Here is a 25,816-nt window from a genome sequence, read left to right as displayed (position 1 = left end):
CCTAGCTGGAATAGCGGGGTAAGGACTGGCGGGCTGGCTATGGCCTGCGCGCGCCGGCGTCGAGACGGAGCCGGTCGATAATTTCCTGCGCCTCCTCGGACGGTGCCGAACTGACGCTCAGGGTGATGTAGTGCTCGTCCCCGGTGGGGGCCTCGAGCGCCTCGAACTGCGACTCGAGCAGGGCCGGGGGCATGAAATGCCCGTGCCGCGCCGCCAGTCGGTCCGAGATCCGGTCCTTGCTGCCGTCGAGGAAGACAAACACCACACCGTCACCCCGAAGGACATCCCGGTAGCGCTTCTTCAGCGCCGAGCAGGTGACCACGCCCGGCGTCCCGGACTCGGTGTGTTGCCGGATCCACCCGGCGATGCTCTCCAGCCACGGCCAGCGGTCCTCGTCCGTCAGGGGTTGGCCGGCGTGCATCTTGGCCACGTTGGCTTCGGGGTGCAGATCGTCGCCTTCGGCAAAATCCCAGCCCAGCCGGCCGGCCAGCAGGCCGGCCACGGTTGACTTTCCTGATCCCGAGACGCCCATGATCACGAGCACGGGGTGCTGCGCAGTCTTCGCCATTAAAGCCTGCCTTCCTCAATTAAATATGATTTAAACAGAGGCCAGCTTATGGGAGCGGACGGCGTGGGGCAACACTAGAATCCGGCGATTGTCCCCGGGCCGTTGACTGCGACGACGTGGAATGCCTCGGCACTGCGCCCGGCCGGGAGGCCGCCGCGCTCCGCGGTCCGCAGCATCCCGCCGCGGACGGTCCGTTCCATCGCCGCGATGTCGGGGTGTTGGCTGACGTGGATGTGGATCGCGGCGAGTTTGTCCTCGACGTGTTCCGTGACGTCGACGAAGTGGTTTTCGCGTTCCTCCGGCCCGGCGATGAACCACAGCCACGGCAGCTTGTAGGCCTCCAGCCCCGCCGCCGCCAGCTCCGGGTAGGCAAACGGGTTCTCCAGCGCCGGGTACACCGCGCGGGTCACGGCCTCCCCCACCGCCAGGTGGTCGGGATGGCTCTTCTGGATCCGGGTCCAGTTCCGTTCCGGGTGCATCGAGAGCACGACATCGGGCCGGAGCTGCCGGATCAGCCGCACCACTTCGCGGATCACGCCGTGCGAGGGCTCGAGGTAGCCGTCGCGCTCGTGCAGGTAGTGGATGTCGGTGACCCCGACGAGGGCGGCGGCACGGCGCTGCTCCTCGTTGCGCAGCCGGACGATCTCGTCCCGTCGCCCGGGGTCGAAGCCGCCGGCGTCGCCGTCGGTCATGATGCAGTAGCTGACCTGGATCCCGGCGGCGGTCCAGGCGGCGATGGTGCCGGCGGCGCCGAAATCGATGTCGTCCGGGTGTGCGGTGAAACAAAGCACCCGTTCGATCCGGTGGTGCTCCGGATCGAACGGGCTTTGCGCCTGCGCGGCGAAGGTGTTCAAAGGATCAGCCCCTGCGCTTCTTGATTTCCTCGGTGGCCTGCGGCAGGACCTTGAAGAGGTCCCCCACAATGCCGAAGTCGGCGATCTCGAAGATGGGCGACTCGGCATCCTTGTTCACCGCGACGATCACCTTGGCGGTCTGCATGCCGGCCTTCTGCTGGATGGCTCCCGAGATGCCCGCCGAGATGTACAGCTGGGGCGCAACGGTCTTGCCGGTCTGGCCGATCTGGGCGTCGTGACCGATCCAGCCTGCGTCTGTTGCGGCGCGGGAGGCGCCGACGGCTGCTCCGAGGGCGTCGGCGAGGTCTTCCAGCGGGCCGAAGTCGCCGTCGACGCCGCGGCCGCCGGCCACCACGATCCGCGCCTCGCCGAGGTCCGGGCGGCCGCTGGCGGCCTTTTCAGTGCGGGACGTGATCCTGGCCGAAGCCGCGGCGGCCGTTTCCGGCACGTCCACGGTGACGGTCGCCGGCGCGGTGCCGGTCGCCGGCGCGGTGCCGGTCACGGCGGGTTCCGGCGTGATGCTGTTGGGCTTGACGGTGAGGACCGCGACCGGTGTCGTGGCCTTCGCCGTGGTGGTGTAGGAACCGGCCAGCACGGACTTGTGCGCTGTGCCGCCCGGTTCCACGCCGACGACGTCGGTGATGACGCCGGCACCGAGCCTGATGCCGAGCCTGGCGGCGATTTCCTTGGCCTCCGCCGAGTTCTCGGTCAGCACGATGGTGGCGCCGGCGGCCTGCACGGCGGCGGCCAGGTAGGCGGCCTTGGGGCCGACGAGGTAGTCGTCGAGGTCCGCTGCGGAGGGCCGGTACAGCGCCTGGGCGCCGTAGGCAGCCAGGGTTTCCGCGACGCCGTCGTACAGTTCGCCGTTGAAGGCGACCGCGGGCTCGCCCAGGGACCGGGCAATGGTGAGCAGCTCCAGGCTGGCCTTCTTCAGGGCCTGGCCGGGGTTGTCAATGAATACCAGTACTTTTGCCATGTTTGAGGATCCCCTTAGAGCAGCTTCTGGGCGGCCAGGAACTCAACCAGCTTGATGCCGGCGTCGCCCTCGTCGGTGATGATGGTGCCCGCGGTGCGCGCCGGGCGCGGCTCGGCGGTTTCGACGGCGGTCCAGGAACCGGAGCGTCCGACCTGCGCCGGGTCAACGCCGATGTCGGCAAGGCTCAGCGTGGTGATGGTCTTCTTCTTGGCCGCCATGATGCCCTTGAAATTCGGGTAGCGGGGGTCGTTGATCTGATCTGTGACCGAGACAAGGGCGGGCAGTGCGGCCTCGACGGTGTCTGCGTGGGTGTCGCCGTCGCGGCGGGCGGTGAGCTTGCCGCCGTCGAGTTCCAGGGCGGACGCGAAGGTGACCTGCGGCAGGTCCAGGCGTTCGGCGAGCTGGGCCGGGACGAGGGAGGTTTCGCCGTCGGTGGAGGCCATGCCGGTGATGATGAGGTCGGCCGGGGTGTCCGCGCCGAGGTGGCGGATGGCAGCGGCGAGTGCCAGCGAGGTGGCGGCGGCATCGGATCCGGCCAGCGCGTCATCGCTGAGGTGGACGCCTTCGCTGGCGCCAATCTGCAGGGACTTCTTCACCGCGTTGACAGCGCCGGCGGGACCCATGCTCAGGGCGATCACCCGGTGTCCTGCCGCCTCCCCGCCGCGGGCCTCGATCAGCTGGAGCGCGGCTTCCAGGGCATACTCATCCAGTTCGGACAGGATGCTCTCGGAGCGGTCCGTTGTGTTGCCCTCGCCGGTGAGGTGTCGGTCGAACTGAGCGTCAGGGACGTGCTTGACCAGCACGATGATCTTCAATTTCTCTTCCACTGTGTTTACAGCAGCCTTCCATGCGGGTGGACAGCCAGCCGGGTGGGGTCGTGGCCACGGGAACACCCGGGTGCCGGGTTTCTCCTAGCTAACCATATCGGGGGGCGCCGCTGCCGCTTGAGTTAAGGCCTGTGTCCGTGCCCGGCACGCCCACGGCACACGCACACGGCAGGCAGGTGCTCTGCACGGCGGGCTCCGCGGCAGGCCCGCGGCGCGGGGAAGGCCGGACGGCACCTGAGGGTGCTGCCCGGCCTTCCCGTGGCGTCGCTTGCGGGCTGCTGCTACTGCTCGGCGGCCGCGCCGAGCGTCACGTCCAGCTGCTGTTCCTTGCCGTTGCGGAGGACGGTGACCTTGACCGAGGCACCGGCGGGCTGCTCGCGCACCGCGGCCGTCAGCTGGTTCGGATCACTGATGGCGAGATCCTGGAACTTCGTCACGACGTCGCCGACCTTGATGCCGGCCTTGTCGGCGGCGGAGCCTGCCTCCACCGTGGCGACCTCTGCACCGACGGAGAAGCCGGACGCCGAGGAAGTCGCGCTCTTCTGCTTGACGCTCACGCCGAACTGGCCGTGCGTGGCCTTGCCGTTGCTGATGATCTCCTGGGCGACGCGCTTGGCGTTGTTGATGGGGATGCTGAAGCCAACGCCGATATTGCCGCTGCCCGCGGAGTCACCGCCGGCGGAGGCGATCGCGACGTTCACGCCAATGATCTCGCCCTTGGTGTTGACCAGTGCGCCGCCGGAGTTGCCCGGGTTGATGGCGGCATCGGTCTGGATCACGTTGATCGAGATGCTTCCCTGGTTGGTGGGGCTCTGGCCCTGCCCGCCGTCCGGCGGTGCGAACTGGAAGCCCTGGCCGCCGCCCTGCGGGTTGTCCTCGCTCTGCTTGGGAGCTGCCGAGGAGGCAACACTGATGGTGCGGTTCAGGGTCGACACGATGCCGTCGGTCACGGTTCCCGTGAGGCCCAGGGGCGAACCGATCGCGACGGCGGTATCGCCGACGTTCAGCTTGCCGGAGTCGCCCAGGACTGCCGGGACCAGTCCGGTGGCATTTTGGATCTGCACCACCGCGAGGTCGGAGAGCGGATCCGTGCCGACGATCTTGGCACTGTAGACCTTGCCGTCACTCAGTCGGACTTCGATCGCGGCGTTCGCCGCGGTCCCGTCGAGGGTGACGACGTGGGTGTTGGTGAGGACATGTCCTTCACCGTCCAGGATGATGCCGGAGCCGGTGCCGCCCTCACCGCCGCTCGTAGCCTTGATGGTCACGACGCTGGGGGTGGCCTTCACCGCCGCCGCGGTGATGGCATTCACGTCATCCCTGTTGTTCACGATGACAGGGCCGGCCTGGCTGCTGCTGCTGCTGGATCCCGCGGACGTGAGCGCCCGGCCGCCCAGCAGCTGGGTGGTGCCCGCAACCACGCCGCCGCCGACCAGTCCGGCGGCAAGGATGCTCGCCACCAGGGTGGGGACACCAAAGGCAGCCTTCCGCTTGGGGGCGTGGGCCGGGTTGGCTGCATACGGCGAGCCGGGCGGATTGCCGCCATAGCCGCCGTGCTGCGGCTGGCTGTATGGCGCCTGGGGGTACTGGCCGGGTGCCTGGGGGTGCTGGCCGGACGCCTGCTGGGCGTACTGCTGCGGGGCCCCGAACTGCTGCGTCTGCGCTGCCGGGGGACGGCCGTAGGACGGCTGACGCGCGGGATAGACCGGCTGCGGGGCATCGTCCGCGGCCGGGTCCAGCCGGAGGGTGGGATTCTCGTGCGCTGAGTCCGGCGCGGGGGCAGCCTGCGGGTGTCCTGAAGTGCCCTCGTTCGGCGTGGCCGGCTCCCGGTTCTCTGGTGACGCGCCCTGCGCTGGGTTCTCAGTCATAAGACTTCCTTTCATCCTCGTCTGCATTAACTATGGACGCTCTCACTGATACTAGAGCGGACGTTTGCTGGGAGGTTGCTGAACGCCGGAAAGTGCTGCTTCCGGCGGTGCCGTCACCGGTTCAGCGCTTTTCGCTGGTGGCATATTCCCCTCTGTGGACGGTCACTTGGGTGCACCATAGAATCAAATGGAATTGCCACAGCGACCTGCGGCTTTACATCTGCGTGGGGGCGCTGCTGCATTCTGTGACGACCGGTTCGGCCCGAACTGGTCGCAGAAGTGCTGAAGGGTTGCACATGCGGTCTACGTATAAACGTCTCCTCGCCGTTCTTGGCGTCGCCGGGCTGCTGGCGCTTCCCGCCGCTCCGGCCCTCGCCGAAGATCCGGTGACCATACCGTCCGGCCAGAACATCGTGGACAGCGGTAACGTGCTCGGAAACCGCAAGGGAGAGGTCCAGGACGCTATCCAGAAGCTCCTCAAGGATCACAAGTACAACCTCTATGTGGTTACGGCAAAGACCTTCGAGAACCCTGCGGATCCTAAAGCCTGGGCCCAGGCCGTAGCCAAGACCAAGGGCATGGGCAAAGCCGATGTCATCCTCACGATGTCCGATGACGGCAAGTACTATTTCTCGCCCAGCTCCGCCAGCGCCATCTACCCCAAGACAAGCAACATCACCCAGAACGCCATTGTGCCCAATCTGGGCGGCGGCAAGCGGGACTTTGCCCAGGCGGCCATCGACACCGCCACCGCGGTCGGGGACGCGGCCGGCGGTGGCAGCGGCGCGGTATCCTCGGGAGGTACCGCAGGCAACGCCGTGCTCGTCGGCGTGGGCGTCGTCGCGGCAGGCGGTGCAGGCGCCTATCTTTATCTCCGGAACCGCCGGAAGAAAGCCGCAGCAGGCGCCGGTACCGGCAGCGGACCGCAGGGCGCCGAACTGGATCCGCTCGCCGGGCTCACCGTCGAGGAACTGCGCCGCAAGAGCGGTTCGCTGCTGATCGAGGCGGACGACGCCATCAAGTCCAGCGAGCAGGAGCTTGGCTTCGCGCAGGCACAATACGGCGACGCCGCCGTCGGGAACTTCACGAAGGCGTTGCAGGACGCCAAGGGCCACATGTCCGAGTCCTTCAAACTGCAGCAGCAGCTCGACGACCACATCCCCGACACCGAAGAGCAGCAGCGGACCTGGCTCGGCGAGATCATCCGACGCTCCGAAGCCGCGCTTGCCTCGCTCCAGGAGCAGAAGGCCGATTTCGATTCACTGCGCGAGCTGGAGAAGAACGCCCCCCAGGCGCTGGCCGCGGTCAGCGCCGGCGCTGCCGAGGCGGAAGCAAAAATCGCCAGCGCCGAGCAGTCGCTCTCCGAGCTGCGCGCCAAGTATGCCGAAAGTGCCCTCGTGCAGGTCGGCGACAACATCAACCAGGCCAAGGAGCGGCTCGCCTTCGTGCAGAACGCCTCCGTCACGGCCCAGGAGAAGCTCAGCGCCGGCGAAAGCAGCCTCGCCGCCGTCGCCGTCCGGGCGGCGGAAGAGAGCCTGCACCAGACGAACGTGCTGATCGGCGCCATCACCAAGGTGGCCGCAACCCTCGATGAGGCGCGCAGCGGGCTTGAGTCCGCCGTCGTTGACACCTCCCAGGACCTCGCCCAGGCCAGGGCCCTGCTCCAGGCCGGGACACATCCCGAACTTGCCGGACCGGTCGCCGCGGTGGAAGCCGCACTGGCGCAGGTCAAGGCCGAAATCCAAGGCGGCAAGATCGACCCGGTCTCCACCCTCGAGCGGGTCGAGACGGCACACCAGTCACTGGATGCGTCCCTCTCCGGAATCCGCGACCAGCAGGAGCAGGCCCGCCGGGCGCAGGCCTCGCTGCAGCAGACCATCATGTCCGCGCAGGCGCAGATCAGCGCAACCTCGGACTACATCACCGCCCGCCGCGGCGGCGTGGGCACCGAAGCGCGGACGCGCCTGGCCGAGGCCCAGCGCAACCTGGACTATGCACTGTCCATCTCGCGCACGGATCCCGTGACCGCCCTGCAGTACGCCCAGCAGGCGCACTCGCTGGCGGCACAGGCCGCACAACTGGCCCAGTCCGACGTCGACCACTTCGGCGGGTACTCCAACCAGGGCTACGGCCGAGGCGGAATGTTCGGCGGCGGCGGCGGTGGCGGCCTGGGCGGCGCCATCCTGGGCGGCATCCTGATCAACTCCATCCTGCACGGCGGCGGCGGAGGCGGCGGCTGGGGCGGCGGGGGTGACTCCGGCGGTGGCTGGGGCGGCGGAGACTTTGGCGGCGGCGGCGGAGGGGACTTCGGCGGCGGCGACTTCGGCGGCGGCGACTCGGGCAGTTTCTAGCCGGCCCGGGAGCCTGGCTGCGGCCGGCCCCACACAGACTAGGCGCCGGCGGGAACGCTCCGGCCGGCGGATAGAAGCGGTACATTTCACTGTTCACCGAAATTCAGTGGGAACCACTGAGCAGGACGAAAGGTAACACCATGAAGCAGTCCATTTTCGGCCGCATGGCGCAGCTGGCGAAGGCCAACATCAATTCCCTGCTGGACCAGGCTGAGGACCCGCAGAAGATGCTGGACCAGATGGTCCGGGACTACACCAACAACATCGCCGAGGCCGAGTCCGCCGTGGCCCAGACCATCGGCAACCTGCGGATGCTCCAGGACGACTACAACGAGGACATCAAGAACGCCCAGGACTGGGGCAAGAAGGCCCTCGCCGCGTCCCGCAAGGCTGACGAGTACCGGGCCCAGGGCGACGTCGCCGACGCCGAGAAATTCGACAACCTCGCCAAGGTGGCCCTGCAGCGCCAGATGTCCGCGGAGAACGAGGCAAAGTCCGCCGAGCCGAGCATCGCATCCCAGTCCGAGGTCGTGGACAAGCTCAAGCACGGCCTGGAGCAGATGAAGGGCAAGCTCAACGAGCTCACCAGCAAGCGCAACGAACTCGTCGCCCGCTCCAAGACGGCCGCGGCCCAGACCCAGGTGCACGATGCCATGAAGAGCATCGACTTCATGGATCCCACGTCCGAGGTGGGCCGCTTCGAAGAGAAGATCCGCCGCGAAGAAGCCAAGGTCCGCGGCCAGCAGGAACTCGCCGCGTCCAGCCTGGACGCACAGTTCAACTCCCTTGAGGACCTCGGCGAGCAGACCGAGATCGAGGCCCGGCTCGCCGCGCTGAAGTCCGGCGGCTCCCCCGCCGCCATTGGCGCCGGCGACAGCCGCCCTGCCGGTTCCACCGTCGACGAAGCGGACTTCGACAAGCTTTAACCGCGTCTGGCGGGTTCCGCCGGACGTTCTCGCACCGGATCGGCCGAGGCCGGGCCCGGACCGTCCTCCGACGGTCTGCGGGGCCCGGCCTCTGTTGTGCCCTGCGGGGGGACTGACGTGGGGCTTGCCCGCAGCTCCGCGTGTACCGTTGATCCATGTCTTCGGGAACCCTGTCTTCGACCCTTGTCTGGCTCCGCGACGACCTCCGGCTGGACGACAACCCGGCCCTGAGCGAAGCGGCGTCGCTGGGCCAGCCGCTGACCGTCGTCTATGTCCTCGACGAGTCCTCCCCCGGCGTGCGGCCCCTCGGGGGCGCCGCCAAATGGTGGCTGCACCATTCGCTGGCGGATCTCGCCGCAGGACTTGAGGCCACGGGATCACGCCTGCTGCTGCGCCGCGGCCCGGCCGCTGAGATCATTCAGGACCTCGCCGGGGAAACCGGCGCCTCAACGCTGCTCTGGAACCGCCGCTACGGCGGCCCCGAACGCGAGGTGGACGCCGGGCTCAAAGCCTGGGCCGCAAACCAGGGCCGCAAGGCCGCAAGCTTCCAGGCGAACCTGATGTTTGAGCCGTGGACGGTGCGGACCGGAGCCGGCGGTCCCTACAAAGTCTTCACGCCCTTCTGGCGGGCCTGCCTGGAGGCTCCTGAGCCCCGGCTCCCCCTGGACGCCCCCGAGCGCCTCCCAGCCCCGGCCACCGACGCGGCGGGAGTCCTTCCGGCCGGCGACCCGCTCGAGGGCTGGAGGCTGCTCCCCCGCAGGCCGGACTGGAGCGCCGGCCTCGCCGACACCTGGCAGCCCGGTGAGGCCGGCGCCCGGGAACGTCTCGAGGACTTCCTGGACGGCCCGGCAGCAGAGTACGGCACCGGCCGGAACGTCCCGGGGGTCGAGGGAACCAGCCGGCTCTCCGCCCATCTGCGGTTCGGCGAAATCAGCCCCTTCCGGATCTGGCACGCACTGCGGGAACGCTTTCCGCAGGCAGCCCCGGCCGATGTCGGGATCTTCCGCGCCGAACTCGGCTGGCGGGAGTTCTGCTGGCAGCTGCTCTACGAGAACCCGGAGCTGGCCACCCGGAACTACCGGCCCGAGTTTGACCGCTTCGCCTGGCAGACGCCCTCCGACGCCGAGCTCACGGCCTGGCAGCAGGGCCGCACCGGCTATCCCCTTGTCGATGCCGGAATGCGCCAGCTCTGGCGGACCGGCTGGATGCACAACCGTGTCCGGATGGCCGCGGCGAGCTTCCTGGTCAAGAACCTGCTGGCCGACTGGAGGCTCGGCGAGGCATGGTTCTGGGACACGCTGGTGGACGCCGACGCCGCGAGCAACCCGGCGAACTGGCAGTGGGTGGCCGGATCCGGCGCCGACGCCTCGCCGTACTTCAGGATCTTCAACCCGGTCACCCAGAGCAAGAAGTTCGACGCAGGCGCCCGCTACCTGCGCGAGTATCTTCCGGAGCTGTCCGGGCTGGACGACAAGGCCATCCACGAACCGTGGAAGGCCGGCGGCCCCGCGGCGGGCTACCCGGAACCGGTCGTCGGGCTGCCGGAGTCCCGTGCGAGGGCGCTGGAGACCTACCAGCGGCTCAAGGACGGCTAGGGCCGGCTCAGCCCCTCCCCGGGCCCGGCGGGGGCTAACCCCTGAGGGCCCCGGCGGGGGCTAACCCCTGCGGGCCCCAGGAGGGGAACCCCCGGACCGGGGCAACAAGAAAGGCCCGGATCAACAAGATCCGGGCCTTTCTCTTCTTCTTCAGTTGCGGGGACAGGATTTGAACCTGTGACCTCTGGGTTATGAGCCCAGCGAGCTACCGAACTGCTCCACCCCGCGTCGCTTGATCAACAATACCCTACTTTTGGCGCCGCCCTGACCACCGGCCGCCAGGCGGTCCGGGACCACCGCAGCGGGACAAAGTTCGGGTGGCTTAAAGCAAAAGGTCCGGAACACTGTTTCCAGTGCTCCGGACCTTCCCTTCAGTTGCGGGGACAGGATTTGAACCTGTGACCTCTGGGTTATGAGCCCAGCGAGCTACCGAACTGCTCCACCCCGCGTCGCAATATCAACTCTACCTGCCGGTGAACTGGAGGCCAAATCGAGGTGGCGTGATGTGCGTCTCCCGGCCCTGTGCACCTGATGGGGCCCGCGCCGGCTGCTGCCGAAAAAGGCCGGGTTCCCGCTCCGGTGGAGCGGGAACCCGGCCTTCGAGTAGTGCACCAGTTGGCGGTGCACCGCTTGCCGGGCGTTAGCTGCTCGGCGTCGGGGCCGGGGTGGCGGCCGGTGTGGTGGCCTCCGGGGCCGGGGTGGCCGCGGGGGCCGGAACCGGCGCCGCCGCGATCTTGGCCTCCGCGTCGATGGCCCGCTGCAGGGCCGCGGAGAGCTTCTTCTGCTGCTCGCCGTAGGCTGCGAAGTCGCCCTTCGCCAGGGCGTCCTGGCCGGCCTTGATGGCGGCGGTCGCGTCCTCCAATGCGGCCTTCAGCTCTGCTTTGGCGTCGGTGCTTCCCGGAGCAGTGGTGCCGGGCGGCGTGGCGGGCGTCTGCCCGTTATTGGCCGAGTCGCCGGCACTGGCACCCGATGCGCCGCCGAAGAGCTGGTTCAGGGCCTCATCGAGGGTCGGCGCGAAACCGATTTTGTCGCCGAAGGCCACCAGCACACGTTGCAGCGTGGGGTAGGAGGTTTCACCCGTGGAGCGCAGGTAGACGGGCTGGACATACGCCATGCCGCCGCCCACGGGCAGCGTCAGCAGGTTGCCGTTCAGCACCGCCGATGCGCCCTGGCGCAGCAGGTTCAGCGCCTGGGACACGGTGGGGTCGGAGTTGAACTTGTTCTGCGCCTGGCCGGGGCCGGGGATGTTGGTCTCCGGCGGGATCTGCAGGAGCCTGAGCTGGCCGTAGCTGTCCGCCTTCACACCCTTCTGGTTGCCCGCGTCCGAGTCCGCCGCCAGATAGCCGTAGAGCACGTTGCGGGCGTTGCCGTTGACCACCTGCGGGATGAAGGAGGACGTCAGCTGGAAGGCCGGTTTGTCCTGGTCCGGCATCTTCAGTGACATGTAGTACGGGGGCTGCTTGACCTCGTCCTGGACGGTCGGGTCGTTCGGGACGCTCCAGGCGTCATTGTTGGTGTAGAAGTTGTCCGCCTGGGTGACGTGGTAGCGGCCCAGGAGTTCGCGCTGGACCTTGAACAGGTCCTCGGGGTAGCGGACGTGGCTCATCAGGGCCCCGGACATTTCCGAGAACGGCTTCAGCGAGGTCGGGAAGATGTTCTGCCACGCCTTCAGGACCGGGTCCTGGTCGTCCCAGGCGTAGAGCGTCACTTTTCCGTCGTAGGCATCCACGGTGGCCTTGACCGAGTTGCGGATGTAGTTGACGGAGGTGTTCGGCAGGGAGGCGGCCCGGCCCGCGGTGGTCTGCGAGTCGGTGGTGGCCGCGGAGAGCTGCTCCTGCTGGGAGTACGGGTAGTACTGGCTGGTGGTGTAGCCGTCCACGATCCACTTCACGCGGCCGTCGACGACTGCGGGGTAGGCGTTGCCGTCCACGGTGAGGTACGGGGCAACCTTCTGGACGCGCTCCCGGGGGTCGCGGTCGTAGAGGATCTGGGAGTCTGCGTTCACGCCGTCAGAGAGCAGCAGGTCCGAGGACTGGAACTTGATGGCGTAGAGCACCTTGTTGAAGAAGCTGCCGACGTTCGGGCCGCCGTCGCCGGTGAAGGTGTACTGCGTTTCGCCGTCGCCTTCCTTGCCGGCGGGCCTATCCTGCTCGCGGTGCGGGGCGCCGTCGGGGGCTCCGACGATCGAGTAGTCGGCCGAGTTCTCGCCGAAATAGACCCGCGGCTGGTAGGTCGAGTCATTGCCGAGCACGCCGGTGGACGGGATTCCGGACTGCAGGAAATCAGGCTTGCCGTCGACGGTGAACTTGTTGCCCTTGGCGGCAACGACACCGTAACCGTGGGTGTACACCACGTGGCGGTTCAGCCAGGACTGCTGGTTGGCGCTCAGCCCGTCGGGATTGAGTTCACGGACCGCAATGACGGTGTCCTGGATCTTGCCGTCGATCTCGTAGCGGTCCACGTTCAGCGCCTTGGGGAACTGGTAGTACGGCCGGTACTGCTCAAGCTGGGAGAACGCGTCCGAGATCAGGTTGGGGTCCAGCAGCCGGATGTTGGCGGTGGTCTGCGCGTCGGGGGCCAAGGCGCCCGTGGTGGCGTTGGTGGTGGCGTTGTAACGGGTTTCCTGGATCTTGTCCAGGCCGTACGCAGAGCGGGTCAGGTTGATGTTGCGTTCGATGAACGGCTTCTCGAGCGTCTGCTCCGAGGGCCGGACCTGGAACTGCTGGATCACCCAGGGGTAGACGCCGCCGGCGAGGATGGAGGTGATGACGAGCATGGCGGTGCCGATGACGGGCAGCCGCCATTTGCCGATCACGGCGGCGACGACGAACAGCACCGCGACGAGGGCCGCAGCCACGGCCAGGATGGATTTCGTGGGGATGACGGCGTTGACGTCCGTGTACAGTGCACCGGCCCAGCGGCCGCCGCTGTTCTGCACGGAGCTGTAGCGGTCCAGCCAGAAGTTGATGCCCAGCAGCAGCAGGAACGCTGCACCCGTGACGGCGATATGGATCTGCGCCGCACGGCTGGTGAAGATGCCGCGTTCCATGATCCGGACGCTGCCGTAGAGGTAATGCGTCAGGATGCCGGCGACGCCGGCGACGATGGTGACGCTGATCAGGAATCCGGTGACGAAGCCCAGGAACGGCAGGGTCATCAGGTAGAAGCTGATGTCGAGTCCGAACTGGGGGTCGTTCTGGCCAAAAGGTTCCTGGTGCAGGAACAGGAGCACCTTCTGCCACTGGCTGGCCGCGGCGCTGCCGGCGAACAGGCCGAAGAGGACCGGCAAGCCGATCATGACGACCCGGCGGATCGGTTCAAGCTGGACCTGGTAGCGGTTGAGGTTGTCCCGGACGTCCGAATCCGGCGCGTACACGGGGCGTGCCTGGTACGCGATCCGGATGGCGAAGAAGACGGCGGAAAACATCAACGCGAAGCCCACCAGGAAGATGACGATGCGTGCCAGGTTCTCGGTCAGGAAGACTTCGAAGAAGCCCAACTGCTGGTACCACAGGACGTCCGTCCAGACATTGGCAAAGAAGATGAAGCCGACCACGATCAAGGCCACAACAATCAACGTCGGCGTCAGGGCGCCTCGTCGTTGCTGGGGTCTTCCGGGCGGGACTGTGCTGGCTGGACGGGACAAACTCGGTACCTCATAGCTGGTCGACAGTTACTGGTTTTTAGTTATCAGTTGCGGCGCTTCGTCGCCGCAACTGCGTTGCTGCCTTGAAGCGTCCGTCGGCCCCGCCCCGGCTGGGCGGCAAGGCCGTCATAGGTGCCACGAGTGGCGGTGAATCTTAGTTCCGCGGCCAGTCTAGTTGCTGGAGCAAACCGGGAGCCCGGATGTGTCGGCCCCTGACGCGGCAAGTTCGACAGCTTTCCGTGCATCGGCCAGATTCTCGACCCGAACCACCTGCAAACCGTCCGGGACATGGCCGACGACGTCGTCGCAGTTCGCTGCCGGGGCAAGGAACAGTGTGGCCCCGCCGGCCCGGGCACCCTGCATCTTCTGGCCGATGCCGCCAATCGGGCCAACGGCGCCGTCGGGGGTGATGGTTCCGGTTCCCGCGACGTGTTTGCCGCCGGTCAGGTCCCCGGGGGTGAGAGTGTCCATGATGCCCAGCGCAAACATCATCCCGGCGCTGGGCCCGCCGACCTTGTCGAGGGAGATCTTGACGTCGAAGGGGAACTTGAATTTGTACTGCAGCATGACCCCGAGGATGAACCGCCCGGCCGAGGTCTTGGACGGGGTGATGCTTGCGGCCACGTTGCTGCCTCCACGGTCGACAACGACGTCCACCGTGGCGCCGTTGCCTGCCGCGAGTTCGGCCTGGACGACACTCAGGGCGGTCGCCGGCTTGCCGTTCACGGAGACCAGCACATCGTTTTCCTGGAGCTTGCCGGCGGAGGCGGAGCCCTCCGGGATGCCGGCGAGCTGCATCTTCTGCTCGAACGGGATGCCCAGTTCCTTGAGGGCGGCAGCGACGGCGTTCTCCTGCGAGGTGGTCATCGCGACGGCGCTTTCCTGCTGGGACTGTTCCTTCGTCACCCCGGTGGGGAAGATCAGTTCCTCCGGGTAGACGGCCTTGGCGCCGTTGAGCCAGGCCGAGAGTGCCTCGACGACCGTCACCGGCCCGTTGGGGCCGCCGTCGACGTAGACCGTGGTGAGGTCCAGGCTGCCCTTCGCCGGAAAGGTCTCGTGGCCGGTGACGCTGATGACCGGCTTGCCGTTGTCCGTGCCCACGGTGTTGAAGGTCGGACCCGGTGATTCCACGACGTACGGGACGGGCAGGCTCAGGGCGGTGATCCCAAGCGCCAGCGCGAGAACTCCCGACACCAGCATGGCTGAAGACCGGTTGTCCCGCTTGCGCCCGGAACGCGGCCCGGCGAGGAAGGACCCCCGGCCCCGGAACTGGCTGGCCGCCGGCTCGCTGGCGGGCTGTTCGCCCTGCGTAATAGTCAATGAAGGACCTCTCCGTGCCGGCGCCCGGGGGACCCTGCGGACCCCCTGATCAGCGCACCGCGTCCGCAGCCTCCGCCGCGGCTGCCGCCTGCCAATATTCCAGTTTCTAACACTACGCGCTCAGCTGCCGGCTGGGCTCTTTGCCTACAGCGAACGTCGCGGGGTTTCAGCAGACAGCCCGCTGGCCGCGCGGTACCGTGAACGTGAGAAGCAGCCACACCGACGATCGGCGGGACCATGACCTCCAACCCAGTTAATCCATCCAATGGCGACGAGGAACCCCAGGACCCACTGGCTGAAATGCTGAAGAACCTGATGGGCGGCCAGGGCATGGGGAACATCGACCCTGCCGAACTGGCGAAGGCCGCAGGACTTCCGGACGACCCGAATCTCCTCGCCCAGATGTTCTCCCAGGTCCAGGCCATGATGAGCTCTTCCTCGGAGGGCCCCGTCAACTGGCAGCTGGCGCATGAGAACGCCCGGCGGGTGGCCGCGAGCGGCTCCGACCCGTCCGTCACGGCCCAGCAGTCGCGCGAGGTCGACGAGGCGCTGCGTCTGGCCGAACTGTGGCTTGACCAGGTCACCGGACTGCCGGCCACCGGGCTGATTGGCCGGGCCTGGTCCCGGGCGGAATGGGTTGAAGAAACCCTCGGCACCTGGAAACGCCTCACGGAGCCCGTGGCCAACAGCATCGCCAATGCGCTCTCTGCCGCCATGACCGAGCAGATGCCGGAGGAAATGAAGACCATGATGGGCGGCGCGTCCTCGATGCTGCAGAACATGGGCGGAGCGATCTTCGGCATGCAGCTGGGCCAGGCCATCGGCGCCCTGTCCGCCGAGGTGGTCAGTTCCACGGACATCGGCGTCCCGCTCGCCGACCTCGAAATGGCCCTCCTGCCCTCCAACGTGGCGAAGTTCGGCGAGGGCCTCAGCCTGCCGGAAAACGACATCCGCCTGTTCCTGGCTGTCCGCGAAGCAGCCCACGCCAGGCTGTTCGTCCAGGTTCCCTGGTTGCGCGGGCACCTCCTGGGCGCGATCGAGGCGTACGCCCGCGGCATTCACATCGACACCTCAAAGATCGAGGAGCTCGCCCGCGAGCTGGATCCCAGCAACCCGGAGGGCATCCAGGAGGCCCTGTCGCAGGGGGTATTCATGCCCCAGCGCACCCCCGCCCAGGAGCAGGCGCTGGAGAAGCTGGAAACCGCCCTCGCGCTCGTGGAGGGCTGGGTCGATGAACTGAGCTGGGCCGCCACCGAGAAGCTGCTGCCCTCGGCCGCGGCGCTGCGCGAGACGGTGCGGCGCCGCCGCGCCACCGGAGGCCCGGCCGAACACGCTTTCTCCTCACTGGTGGGACTGGAACTGCGGCCGCGCCGGCTCCGGGAGGCCGCCGCATTGTGGGCCTCGCTCAAGGACGAACGCGGCACCGACGGCCGCGACGCGATCTGGCAGCACCCCGATCTGCTGCCCACCGCCGAAGATCTCGAGGATCCGAAAGGCTTCAGCGAACGCCGCAAGCTGGCCGAAGCCAGCGACTCCGAGGTTGACGACGCCCTGCAGAAGCTGCTGAGCGGTGGATTCGACGAGCCCGGGGAAGGTCAGGACACCGTGGAGGGCACGGGCGGATCCGGCGGAACCGAACAATCCGGCGGTACCGAAGAAAAGAGAGCACCTGACGGCGACGCTCCCGACGAAGGCGAACGCCCGAAGCCCTAGCGGAGGAACCAGCGGCCCCGGCCGGAACTGCGGTTCCGGCCGGGGCCGGCGTTATTAGTCGGAGAACCCGGCTGTGTCGACGTCGGCCATGTCGTCGACGGTGCCCTCGGGCGTGATGCCGCGGGAGGTGGCGAAGGAGACGCCCTCGAGGAAGGCCTTCGCCCGGGCCGTGTCAGGATAGGCCTCGAGCAGACGCCAGAACGCTGCGTTATGTCCGGCCACGAGCAGGTGCGCCAGTTCGTGCAGCAGCACATAATCGATGACCCACTGCGGCATGGGCTGAAGCTTGTCCGAGAGCCGGATGGTCCCGTCCGACGGCGTCGCGGACCCCCAGCGGGAATTCTGGTTGCCCACCCAGCGGACCGACGACGGCACCGCCCGGCCGCCGAAGTACTTAGCGGAGAGCTCGGCGGCGTGCGCAGCCAGGGCGGAGTCGCTGCGCGGGCGGCGCCCTCCGGCACCGCGGCTCCCCCGCTCCCCCTGGCGCCGCAGCTTCTCCAGCATCCGGTGCACCCACTCCCGCTCCTGGGCGCGGCTGAAGGAGGCAGGGATGGCGACCACGGCGGTGCCGTTTTCCCAGAAGGCCGCGACGGTCCGGCGGCGGCGGGCGGAGCGCCGCACTTCCACCGGGGCGCCGTCGGCAGTGGTCAGCGGCGTGGCTGCCGGCGTGCTTGGCCGCGGGGGGCTGCTGCCGGCCATCAGAGCGTGGTGCTTTCGACCAGCACAGCCAGCACTGCTTCGCCGTACTTCTCCAGTTTGGACGGGCCCACCCCGGGGAGTGTGGCGAGCTGTTCGAGGGAGTCGGGCCGGGCTTCGGCAATGGCGGTCAGGGTGGCGTCCGTGAAGACCACAAAGGCGGGAACGTCGGCTTCAAGCGCTATGTCCTTGCGCCACTGCCGGAGCGCGTCGAAGGTCTGCTCCTCGTAGCTGGGCGGGCACTGGTTGCAGCGGCCCACCTTCCGTTCGGCACCGGAGGAGAGCATGGTCCCGCATACCCGGCAGGTGGCCGGCACGGCGGCCTTGCGGCGCGGCGCCGCCCCCTTGCCGCGGACCGAGGAGCTGACCACGGAGTCGGGGCGCAGCCCGTCGAGGAAACGCGAGGGTTTCCGGTTGGCGCGCCCGCCCGGGGTGCGTGCGGTGGACCAGGACAGGAACAGGTGTTCCCTGGCCCGGGTGATCCCCACGTACAGCAGCCGGCGTTCCTCGTCGACGGATTCGGGGCTGTCGGCGAACGAAATCGGCATGAGCCCTTCGCTGAGCCCGACGAGGAAGACGGCGTCCCATTCGAGACCCTTGGCCGCGTGCAGCGACGCGAGGGTGACGCCCTGGACGGTCGGGGCGTGCTGGGCCAGGGAGCGTTCCTGGAGTTCGTTGACGAAGTCCGAGAGGGTGAACTGTCCGCCCCGGCTGATCACGAGTTCGTCGGCCAGCGCGACGAGCGCCGCGAGCGATTCCCAGCGTTCCCGGAGCGCGCCGCCGCTATGCGGGGCGGCTTCCGTGTAGCCCAGCGAGGCAACGATGTCGCGGACCAGCTGGCCCAGCGGTTCGGGGCTGGCGGTTTCTGCGACGGCGCGGGTGGCCGCCCGAAGCTGCAGGATGGCGTCGCGGACTTCCTTGCGGGCAAAGAACCGTTCCCCGCCGCGCAGCTGGTAGCCGATCCCCGCGGAGGCCAGGGCCTGCTCGTAGGCCTCGGACTGGCCATTGGTGCGGAACAGCACGGCGACCTGGCTGGCCGGAGTGCCGGCATCGAGGAGCCCGCGGACCTTGACCGCCACTGTTGCGGCCTCGGCCTCATCATCGGAGCATTCGGTGAACTGCGGGACCGGACCGGACGGGCGTTGCGCCACGAGTTGCAGGGGCGTGGCCCAGGCGGCGTCCGCGGCAGGCCCGCCGCTGCGCCGGCCGCCCAGCAGTTCGTTGGCCAGTTTCACCACCTGCGGGGTGGAGCGGTAGTCGCGGATCAGCTTGACCACGGTGGCCCCGGGGTACTGGGCCTTGAAGCCGAGGAGGTGCTTCGGCGAGGCACCGGTGAATGAGTAAATGGTCTGGCTGGCGTCGCCGACGACGCAGAGCTCGTCCCGCCCGCCGAGCCACAGTTCCAGCAGCCGCTGCTGCAGCGGTGAAACGTCCTGGTACTCGTCGACGACGAAGTGACGGTACTGCTCACGGACCGTGGCGGCAACCTTCGGGTCCTCCTGGAGAATGCCCACAGTGATCAGCAGTACGTCCTCGAAGTCGATGACGTTCCGGTCCGTCTTGACGTCCTCGTAGGACTGGAAAACCCGGGCGACGGTGGTCAGGTCGAAGCCGCCCGGGGCGCCGCGGCCCTGGGCTTTTTCCAGGTAGTTGGCCGGGGTCAGCATGGACACCTTGGCCCACTCGATTTCGGAGGCCAGATCGCGGATCGAGGCCCGGTCCGTGCTGAGCCGCAGCCGCCGGGCCGCTTCGGCAATCATCTGCGCCTTGTGGTCCAGCAGGTTGGGCAGGACTCCGCCGACGGCCTGGGGCCAGAAGAACTGAAGCTGGCGCAGCGCAGCTGCGTGGAAGGTGCGTGCCTGGACGTTGCCGACGCCGAGGTCGCGGAGCCGGCTGCGCATTTCGGCCGCTGCCCGCGACGTGAAGGTGACAGCCAGCAGCCGTTGCGGGTTGTACACGCCGGAGTGCACGCCGTAGGCGATCCGGTGGGTGATGGCGCGGGTCTTGCCGGTGCCGGCGCCGGCAAGGACACACATGGGTCCCTGCAGGGTGCTGGCGACGTCGCGCTGTTCGGCGTCCAGGCCGCCCAGGATCCGCTCCTCGAGGGAACGGTTGTCCGGCGCCGGAGGTTCAGTCTCCGGCTCTGGGTCGTTGGACTGGCCGGCCGGGAAAGCGCTGGGCTGGAAAATATCAGTGTTCACTATTGCTGCTCAGTCGTTTGAGGGTGTCCGGTGGATGTTCCGCGCTGGTGGACCCGCGCCGCGGCGGTGCCGCCGGGTTGTCAATCAGACCTCATGCGCTGTCCGGGCGGTCCTGGATCGTGCCGCCGTACCAGTGCTCGATGAGGGCCCGGGCGATGGACAGCCTGCTGGAGATGACAATTTCGCCGCTGAGCACCGCCTCCTGCAGCTCACTCCGGCTGAACCAGCGCGCCCGGGTGACTTCGACGCCGTCGGGGGTGGCTTCAGCGTCCGCGGTCGTGGCCGTAAAGCCGAGCATGAGCGAGGCCGGGAAGGGCCAGGACTGGGAACCGAGGTACTGGCAGGCGGTGACCCGCACGCCGACCTCCTCGCCGATTTCCCGGACCACGGCTTGTTCCAGTGACTCCCCCGGTTCGACGAACCCGGCGAGGGTGGAGTAGTTCCGGGCGTCGAGCGGGCCGCCGCCGCCGAGCAGCAGACGGCCGTCCGGGCCCACGACCGTGACGATGATGGCCGGATCGGTGCGCGGGTAATGCTCCGAACCGTCCGAGGGGCAGCGGCGCACCCAGCCGCCTGCCTCCGGCTCGGTGGCGGTGCCGCAGCGCGGGCAGTGGGTGTGGGTGGCGTGCCAGTTGGCGATGGCGCTGGCCTCGACGAAGATGGCGGTGTCGGTGGGGTTCAGAGTGGCGGCGACATCACGGAACCCCGCCCACCGGGCGGCTTCGGGGATGCCGGCGATGTGGGCTTCGAACTCCTCGGCCCGGACCTCGAACTGCTGCGGCAGGAGGAAGAGAATCAGGGGGGTGCCGGCGGCCAGGTCCGAACCCGGCAGGGCCGTGCCCAGGTAGATCAGCTGGTCCGGGGCGTAGGCGGTGTCCTGCAGGTGCCGGGCCAGTTCGGCCGCGTCGAGCAGTACCAGGCCGGTGCCGTTGATGAGGGCCTGCCGGCCGGACAGCACCATCGCCCGGGCGCCGCCGGGGGCCATGAGCTCCCCGAGCATTCCGGGCCTCAGCCGTGCGGCGGATCCGCGGTCAATGAGCGCCGGCCGCACCGGAAGGACGGTGTCGGTGAGCAGGCTGGCGGCCAGGCCGGGGTGCGGGGCTGTTGCCATGCCATGCCGGGCTCGGCTGTCCGGTGCTTGGCTTGTCGGTGTTTGGCTTGTCGATGTTTGGCTCTGCTGGGCGTGGCTCTTTGATGCCGGTGACTCCGCAAGACTCATGTACCCACCGTACTGACTCCCGCTGACAAATGACATTTTTCCCCGGCGTATGTGGGCATCCGCACGTGCCCCGGCGTGAGGCGGAGGGGCGCTGTCCGGGCCGCGCCGTATCGGAGTCCCCGGCCGGAATTTATTCCTGATCTTTCAGACTCGCCGTGGTGCATCGCAGTCTTGGGCGCCGCTCAACCTACCGTGGAAGCGTGAGAAGAAAACCAATCGAACTGGCAGCTGTGGCAACCGCGGCAGTCCCCGGACTGACCCCGACTGCCGTCAGCTCTGCGCCCGACGATCCGGCAGACTTCGATTCGGCTCTCCTTTTGGATTCCGAGGGGAAGCGCTGGCGGGTCCGCTCGCCGCGCCATCCGGAGGCCAGCGCACGGCTGGAAACGGAATTCCTGGTGCTGCGAGCTTTTGTCCCCGCCATCCGGGCCGAACTTCCCTTCCTGATGCCCACCGTGGCCGGCACCGTCCGGCAGGGGGCACTGAGCACGTTCGTTTACTCCCACTTGGCCGGTTCCACCCGGTCGGTCGAGGAACTTGGGTCCGCTTCCCCCGCCGTGGCCCGCGAGATCGGTGCGGCCCTGGCCGCCATCCATGACCTGCCACATTCGCTGGTCAGCAACGCTGACCTGCCGAGCTACACCCCCAACGAGTTCCGCCAGCGCCGCCTCAACGAACTGGACCAGGCCGCCACCACCGGCATGATCCCGCCGCTGCTGCTTCGCCGCTGGGAACACGCCCTTGAGGACGTCTCCCTGTGGCGCTTCAACCCGTGCGTGGTCCACGGTGACCTGCACGAGGACAACATCCTGGTCGACGCCGACCGCGTGACCGCCGTGACCGGCTGGACCGATCTGCGCATCGGCGACCCCGCCGACGACATGGCCTGGCTGGTCGCGTCCAACGACCAGGACTTCGTGGACGCCGTGCTGGAGCACTACACGTCTGCCCGGCGCGACGTGCCCGACGCCCACCTGCTCCGCCGCGCCGCGCTCTCCGCCGAATTCGCCCTCGCGCAGTACCTCGTCAAGGGCCTCGCCGCCGGGAACCAGGACATGATCGTCGAGGCCGAGTCCATGCTCACCGCGCTCGCCGAGGACGTCGCGGAACACGGCGGCCAGCCGATCAGCGTGGAACCGCTCCCCCAGCCGGCTCCTGCATCCGGTCCCGCATCCGGCCGGGCCCAGCCGGCCGCGGGACCGCACCATCAGCCGGTGCCAGCCGTCAGCAGGGTCTCCCTGCTGGCCCCGGATTCGGTCTCCGGACTTTCCGCCGTACCCTCCAGCACCGCGATGCCGGCCGTACAGGTGACGCCGATTCCCCTCGACGCGGTCCGGGCCGACCGAACGGGTGGCAACCGGGAGATCGGCGACCACAGCATGGCCGGCGCTGAACGCACCGGGCCTGCTGGCAACAAAGTTTCCGGCGTCTCCGTGACAGCGATCCCCGCCGGCGAACCGGCCGCAGGGGGTTCCTCCGAGGAGGACACCTCAACCCAGTCATTTGCCGTGATCCAGACCCAAGGGGCAGCACCGGCAGACGCTGCCGCCCAGGCGGACACGCCCGCAGAAGACACTTCGACGACAGCACTCACGGTAGTCGAGGCGAAAACCCGCTAGCCGGCCCCGAGGGCCGCGGCGACAATCTGTTCGAGCCGCTCCGCTGAACCCAGATCGTGCGGCCGGACCACCTGGTTGTCCGCGACGTAGTAGAACGCCGCCCGCACCTGGTCCACCGGGATGTCCTTGAGCCGGGACCAGGCCAGCCGGTAGACGGCGAGCTGGACGGCCTTGGTCTTCAGCTGCGCGGCGGACGGCCGGCGGCCGGTTTTCCAGTCCACCAGGTCCCAGCCGCCGTCGGCGTCGCGGAAGACGGCATCGATCCGGCCGCGGACCACGACGTCACCGATCCGGGTCTCCACCGGCACTTCAACGTGGGCCGGGGCGCGGTTGGCCCACTCGGACCGGCGGAAGGTTTCCACCATCGTGTCCAGGCCGTAGGCCTCGTCGATGTGGTCGTCGGAGCCCGCCGCCTCGCCAAGGTCCAGCATTCCGGCGGTGCCGAAGTACTCCTCCACCCAAGCATGGAATGCGGTGCCTTTGCGGGCGGACATCCCGGGTTCACGCGGAACGGGACGCCGCAGCCGGGCAACGACGGAGCCGGCGTCTTCCTCCAGATCCACCAGAGTGGACGCGGAAATGTGGCCGGGCAGGTGCACTTCGTGCACCGCGGTCCGGCGGGAGCGGCGTTCCAGCAGGGTCGCGGCTTCGTGCGCCCAGCCGCCGGCCGGGCCACGCAGGGGCCGGCGCTTTCCCGATTCAGTGGCGCCCGCACCGGGGAATGCGCCCGGCCCGGCCGCATCCAGCAGCACCCTGGAGTCCAGGGATTGCAGCACCCGTGCCGCGGCGGCCTGCATGGCCGCCCGCCGGCCGGGGACGAGCCGCAGCCGGCCTCCCGTCCGCGGATCGATTGGCCCCTCGAGCGGGTCGTACGGCCATCCGGCGACCTCAAGGTCCGCGGTCAGCGGGCTCTCCTCCGGCAGGGACTCCTCATCGACGGACAGCGGGTGGATCCCGGCTGCGCCGTCGGCGGCGAGGACTTCCAGTTCGGCCAGGAACGGCGACATGTCGGCCAGACCGGCGCGCGAGCCCACCCAGGCGGCGCTGGAAACCCAGAGCACGTGTTTGGCCCGGGTGTAGGCCACGTAGGCCAGCCGCCGTTCTTCGGCCTCGCCATGGGCCTGGACGGCGGACTTGAATTCCTTTTCGGCGTCGAGCCAGCCTTTTTGGTCCGGGTGTTCGAGGTCCCATTGCGGCAGGTCCGCGCGGTCCCCGCGCAGCGGCCAGGGCAGTGCGGCGCTGCCGCTGCTCCAGCGTGAATCCCGGCTGCTGGGGAACGCCCCGGCGTTGAGCCCGGGCACGAACACGACATCCCATTCCAGGCCCTTGGAGGCGTGCACGGTCAGGAGCTGCACCGCTTCATGGTTCACGTCCGGCGCTGCGGCGTCCAGGCCGTTCTCCTCGGCGGCCGCGGCTTCCAGCCAGGCCAGGAAGGCGAGGACGTCCACCCGCTGGGAGGTGTGCAGGAACCCTGCGGCGGCGTCCTGGAAGGCGTCCAGGTTGCGGCGGGCCTGATGGATGCTGATCCCTGGCCGTGCGGCGACTTCGATGTCGAGAAGCATGGCCCGCTCCACCTCGCCGAGCAAGGTGGTGAGGTCATCGCCCATGTAGCCGCGCAGTTGACGGAGTTCCGCCGAGAGCCGGTGGAGCCGTTCCAGCCCCTCGGGGCTGAGCTGGCGGCCGTGCGCGGAGGTCCAGCCTTCCCGCGGCAGCCAGTCGAGGGCCTCGACCAGGCTGGCGGCGTCTGTCAGGTCACTCTCGATCACCGCGGCCTCCCCCGCGTCGTCGGCGTCGTCATCCGTGGCGCCGGGGCGGCCGCGGCGCCGGGCCAGGAAGCTGGACCAGTCCCGCAGGGCCATCAGGTCCGCCGGGCCGATCCGCCACCGCGCCCCGCAGAGCAGGCGCATCAGTGAATCCGAGCGGCCCGGATCGGCCAGCACCCGGAGGGTCGCGACCAGGTCTACAATCTCGGGGGTGTCCAGGAGACCGCCGAGGCCGACGATCTCGTAGGGGATCCCGCGCACCTCGAACTCGCGCCGGATGCATTCCATCTGGGCGCGGCGGCGGCACAGCACCGCCATGGCGGGAGGCTCGGGCTCCGCTGCCGAGCCGTCAAAGTCGGTCACCCGAAACTTCAGTACGTCACCGGCGATCGCCGCGGCCTCGTCCTCATCGGTGCCGAAGCGGCCCATCACCACGCGGCCCTGGGCCGCGGCCGGGCTGGGCTGCAGCGGCGGAACCTCGACGCCCCCGGCCGTGTCCCGCGCGCCGGCCGGGCCGGTCAGGGCAGCGGCCCTGCTGAGGGGTGCCGAAATGACGTTGGCGGCGGACAGGATGTTCCGGCCGTTGCGCCACGCGGTGGTCAGGTACGACGTCGGCGCCACGGCGAAGCGCGCAGTGTTCCCGGCGTCGGCGGCATCGGGAGCACCGTCGTCGGCGGGGAGCCGCACCGGAAATTCGCGGACGAAGTGGAAGAGCTGGCCGGCGGAGGCGCCGCGGAAACCATAGATGGACTGGTTGGGGTCCCCCACTGCGGTGACCGCGTGGCCGTCGCCGAACAGCCGCGAGAAGAGGACCAGCTGGGCGTGCGAGGTGTCCTGGAACTCGTCGAGCAGCACCACTTTGTAGCGCTGGCGTTCGGTTTCCGCCGCGACCGGGACCTCGTTGGCGACGCGGGCGGCGAGGGCGACGAGGTCGCCGAAGTCGAGGGCGCCGCGGGCCCGCTTGGCGTCCGTGTAGCGTCCCACCATCTCTGCGACGCTGGCCCGGGTGCGGAGCAGTCCGCTGAGCTCGCCCACGGCCTGGCTCGGGTTCTTTTTGGCGGTGGCGAGGTAGGGCAGCGCCTCGAACTCGGCCACCCGGTCCAGCAGCCACCCGCGGACCCCGGCCGGGTCCTGGAGATGCTCGGCGCACTCGCCGGCGAGCTGGATGACCGCCTTGACCAGGGTTGATTTGGCGGCGCGGAAGTGCTCGTACTCGCCATCGAAGGCTTCCACCACCTCGCTGGCGAGCTGGAAGGACTGGGCGCCGCCGAGCAGCACGACGTCGCGTTCGACGCCGAGCCGGAGGCCGTAGTCGGACACGATGCCGCTGGCGTAGGAGTGGTAGGTGGAGACCTTGGGTTCGAGCGCGTCGGTGCTGAGCAGCCCGGCGGGGAACACCTGGTGCTGCGTGTCTGCCGCGGCGATGCGCTGCAGCGCTGAGAGCTTGGCGCGGATGCGGGTGGCCAGCTCCCCGGCGGCCTTCCGGGTGAAGGTCACGCCGAGCACTTCCTCCGGCCGGACCCAGCCGTTGGCGACAAGCCACACCACACGGTCGGCCATCGTGGCGGTCTTGCCCGAGCCGGCACCGGCAATCACCAGCCGCGGCGACAGCGGCGAGGAAATGATGTGCGACTGCTCGGCGGTGGGGCTGTTCTTCTCCCCCAGCATCGCGGA

Annotated in this window: 16 protein-coding genes and 2 tRNA genes; 5 read left to right on the top strand and 13 right to left on the bottom strand. The window is 68.7% G+C overall.

What is annotated here, in order from left to right; genetic code table 11:
- Positions 1-37 precede the first annotated feature (37 nt).
- The 5 genes from AC1MFL_RS15300 to AC1MFL_RS15280 all read right to left on the bottom strand — a co-directional run bounded on the left by AC1MFL_RS15300 (position 38) and on the right by AC1MFL_RS15280 (position 5,093).
- Positions 38-568 (bottom strand): gluconokinase, encoded by a 531-nt coding sequence (locus tag AC1MFL_RS15300; RefSeq protein WP_479810804.1) that lies wholly within the window; start codon positions 566-568, stop codon positions 38-40.
- Between the two features lie 74 nt (positions 569-642).
- A complete protein-coding gene (locus tag AC1MFL_RS15295; protein ID WP_479810803.1) occupies positions 643-1,422 on the bottom strand; it encodes a PIG-L deacetylase family protein in 780 nt (259 codons plus the stop codon).
- Between the two features lie 4 nt (positions 1,423-1,426).
- Entirely contained in the window at positions 1,427-2,398 is a 972-nt protein-coding gene (locus tag AC1MFL_RS15290; protein WP_479810801.1) for an electron transfer flavoprotein subunit alpha/FixB family protein, read from the bottom strand.
- A gap of 14 nt (positions 2,399-2,412) precedes the next feature.
- The gene (locus AC1MFL_RS15285; RefSeq protein ID WP_479815500.1) at positions 2,413-3,213 is read right to left on the bottom strand and encodes an electron transfer flavoprotein subunit beta/FixA family protein; all 801 of its coding nucleotides are present in this window, start codon (positions 3,211-3,213) and stop codon (positions 2,413-2,415) included.
- Positions 3,214-3,506: 293 nt separating this feature from the next.
- Positions 3,507-5,093, bottom strand: a complete 1,587-nt coding sequence (locus AC1MFL_RS15280) for a S1C family serine protease (RefSeq protein ID WP_479810799.1) — start codon at positions 5,091-5,093, stop codon at positions 3,507-3,509.
- A gap of 296 nt (positions 5,094-5,389) precedes the next feature.
- Between AC1MFL_RS15280 and AC1MFL_RS15275 the strand changes: the two genes are divergently transcribed.
- From AC1MFL_RS15275 to AC1MFL_RS15265, 3 genes are all read left to right on the top strand, one after another.
- Positions 5,390-7,444, top strand: coding sequence for a TPM domain-containing protein (locus tag AC1MFL_RS15275; protein WP_479810797.1), 2,055 nt, complete (start codon positions 5,390-5,392; stop codon positions 7,442-7,444).
- Between the two features lie 140 nt (positions 7,445-7,584).
- Complete coding sequence (locus AC1MFL_RS15270) at positions 7,585-8,370, top strand: PspA/IM30 family protein (protein ID WP_479810795.1); 786 nt, start codon at positions 7,585-7,587, stop codon at positions 8,368-8,370.
- A gap of 155 nt (positions 8,371-8,525) precedes the next feature.
- On the top strand, positions 8,526-9,965 hold the full coding sequence (locus AC1MFL_RS15265) for a cryptochrome/photolyase family protein (protein ID WP_479810793.1): 1,440 nt from the start codon (positions 8,526-8,528) through the stop codon (positions 9,963-9,965).
- 154 nt (positions 9,966-10,119) lie between these two features.
- Here the strand turns inward: AC1MFL_RS15265 and AC1MFL_RS15260 are convergent.
- From AC1MFL_RS15260 to AC1MFL_RS15245, 4 genes are all read right to left on the bottom strand, one after another.
- Positions 10,120-10,193 (bottom strand) — tRNA-Met (locus AC1MFL_RS15260).
- Between the two features lie 147 nt (positions 10,194-10,340).
- A tRNA-Met gene (locus AC1MFL_RS15255) sits at positions 10,341-10,414 on the bottom strand.
- A gap of 191 nt (positions 10,415-10,605) precedes the next feature.
- Positions 10,606-13,611 (bottom strand): UPF0182 family membrane protein, encoded by a 3,006-nt coding sequence (locus AC1MFL_RS15250; protein ID WP_479810791.1) that lies wholly within the window; start codon positions 13,609-13,611, stop codon positions 10,606-10,608.
- 171 nt (positions 13,612-13,782) lie between these two features.
- The gene (locus AC1MFL_RS15245; protein WP_479810789.1) at positions 13,783-14,931 is read right to left on the bottom strand and encodes a YlbL family protein; all 1,149 of its coding nucleotides are present in this window, start codon (positions 14,929-14,931) and stop codon (positions 13,783-13,785) included.
- A 237-nt stretch (positions 14,932-15,168) separates the two neighbouring features.
- On the opposite strand from AC1MFL_RS15245, the gene AC1MFL_RS15240 reads away from it, so the two are divergent.
- A complete protein-coding gene (locus AC1MFL_RS15240) occupies positions 15,169-16,644 on the top strand; it encodes a zinc-dependent metalloprotease (protein ID WP_479810787.1) in 1,476 nt (491 codons plus the stop codon).
- Positions 16,645-16,698: 54 nt separating this feature from the next.
- Here AC1MFL_RS15240 and AC1MFL_RS15235 read toward each other — a convergent pair whose 3' ends face one another.
- The 3 genes from AC1MFL_RS15235 to nudC all read right to left on the bottom strand — a co-directional run bounded on the left by AC1MFL_RS15235 (position 16,699) and on the right by nudC (position 20,652).
- On the bottom strand, positions 16,699-17,343 hold the full coding sequence (locus AC1MFL_RS15235; protein ID WP_479810785.1) for a M48 metallopeptidase family protein: 645 nt from the start codon (positions 17,341-17,343) through the stop codon (positions 16,699-16,701).
- Positions 17,343-19,433 carry an ATP-dependent DNA helicase UvrD2 gene (locus tag AC1MFL_RS15230; protein ID WP_479815498.1) on the bottom strand — a complete coding sequence of 697 codons (2,091 nt, stop codon included), beginning with the start codon at positions 19,431-19,433 and terminating at the stop codon, positions 17,343-17,345. Before AC1MFL_RS15230 ends, AC1MFL_RS15235 begins: the two co-directional genes overlap by 1 nt.
- Positions 19,434-19,632: 199 nt before the next feature.
- Positions 19,633-20,652, bottom strand: coding sequence for an NAD(+) diphosphatase (nudC, locus tag AC1MFL_RS15225; RefSeq protein WP_479810783.1), 1,020 nt, complete (start codon positions 20,650-20,652; stop codon positions 19,633-19,635).
- Positions 20,653-20,960: 308 nt separating this feature from the next.
- Here nudC and AC1MFL_RS15220 point away from each other — a divergent pair, with 308 nt between their 5' ends.
- A complete protein-coding gene (locus tag AC1MFL_RS15220; protein ID WP_479810781.1) occupies positions 20,961-22,379 on the top strand; it encodes a macrolide 2'-phosphotransferase in 1,419 nt (472 codons plus the stop codon).
- On the opposite strand, the gene AC1MFL_RS15215 is transcribed toward AC1MFL_RS15220, so the two are convergent.
- The gene (locus AC1MFL_RS15215; protein WP_479815496.1) at positions 22,376-25,810 is read right to left on the bottom strand and encodes an ATP-dependent helicase; all 3,435 of its coding nucleotides are present in this window, start codon (positions 25,808-25,810) and stop codon (positions 22,376-22,378) included. The genes AC1MFL_RS15220 and AC1MFL_RS15215 overlap by 4 nt on opposite strands.
- Positions 25,811-25,816 lie beyond the last annotated feature (6 nt).

This window comes from Arthrobacter sp. BG3 (genome assembly GCF_056680185.1).
The sequence above is the reverse complement of the archived record's forward strand: the minus strand, read 5'-3'. Positions and strand labels throughout refer to the sequence as shown.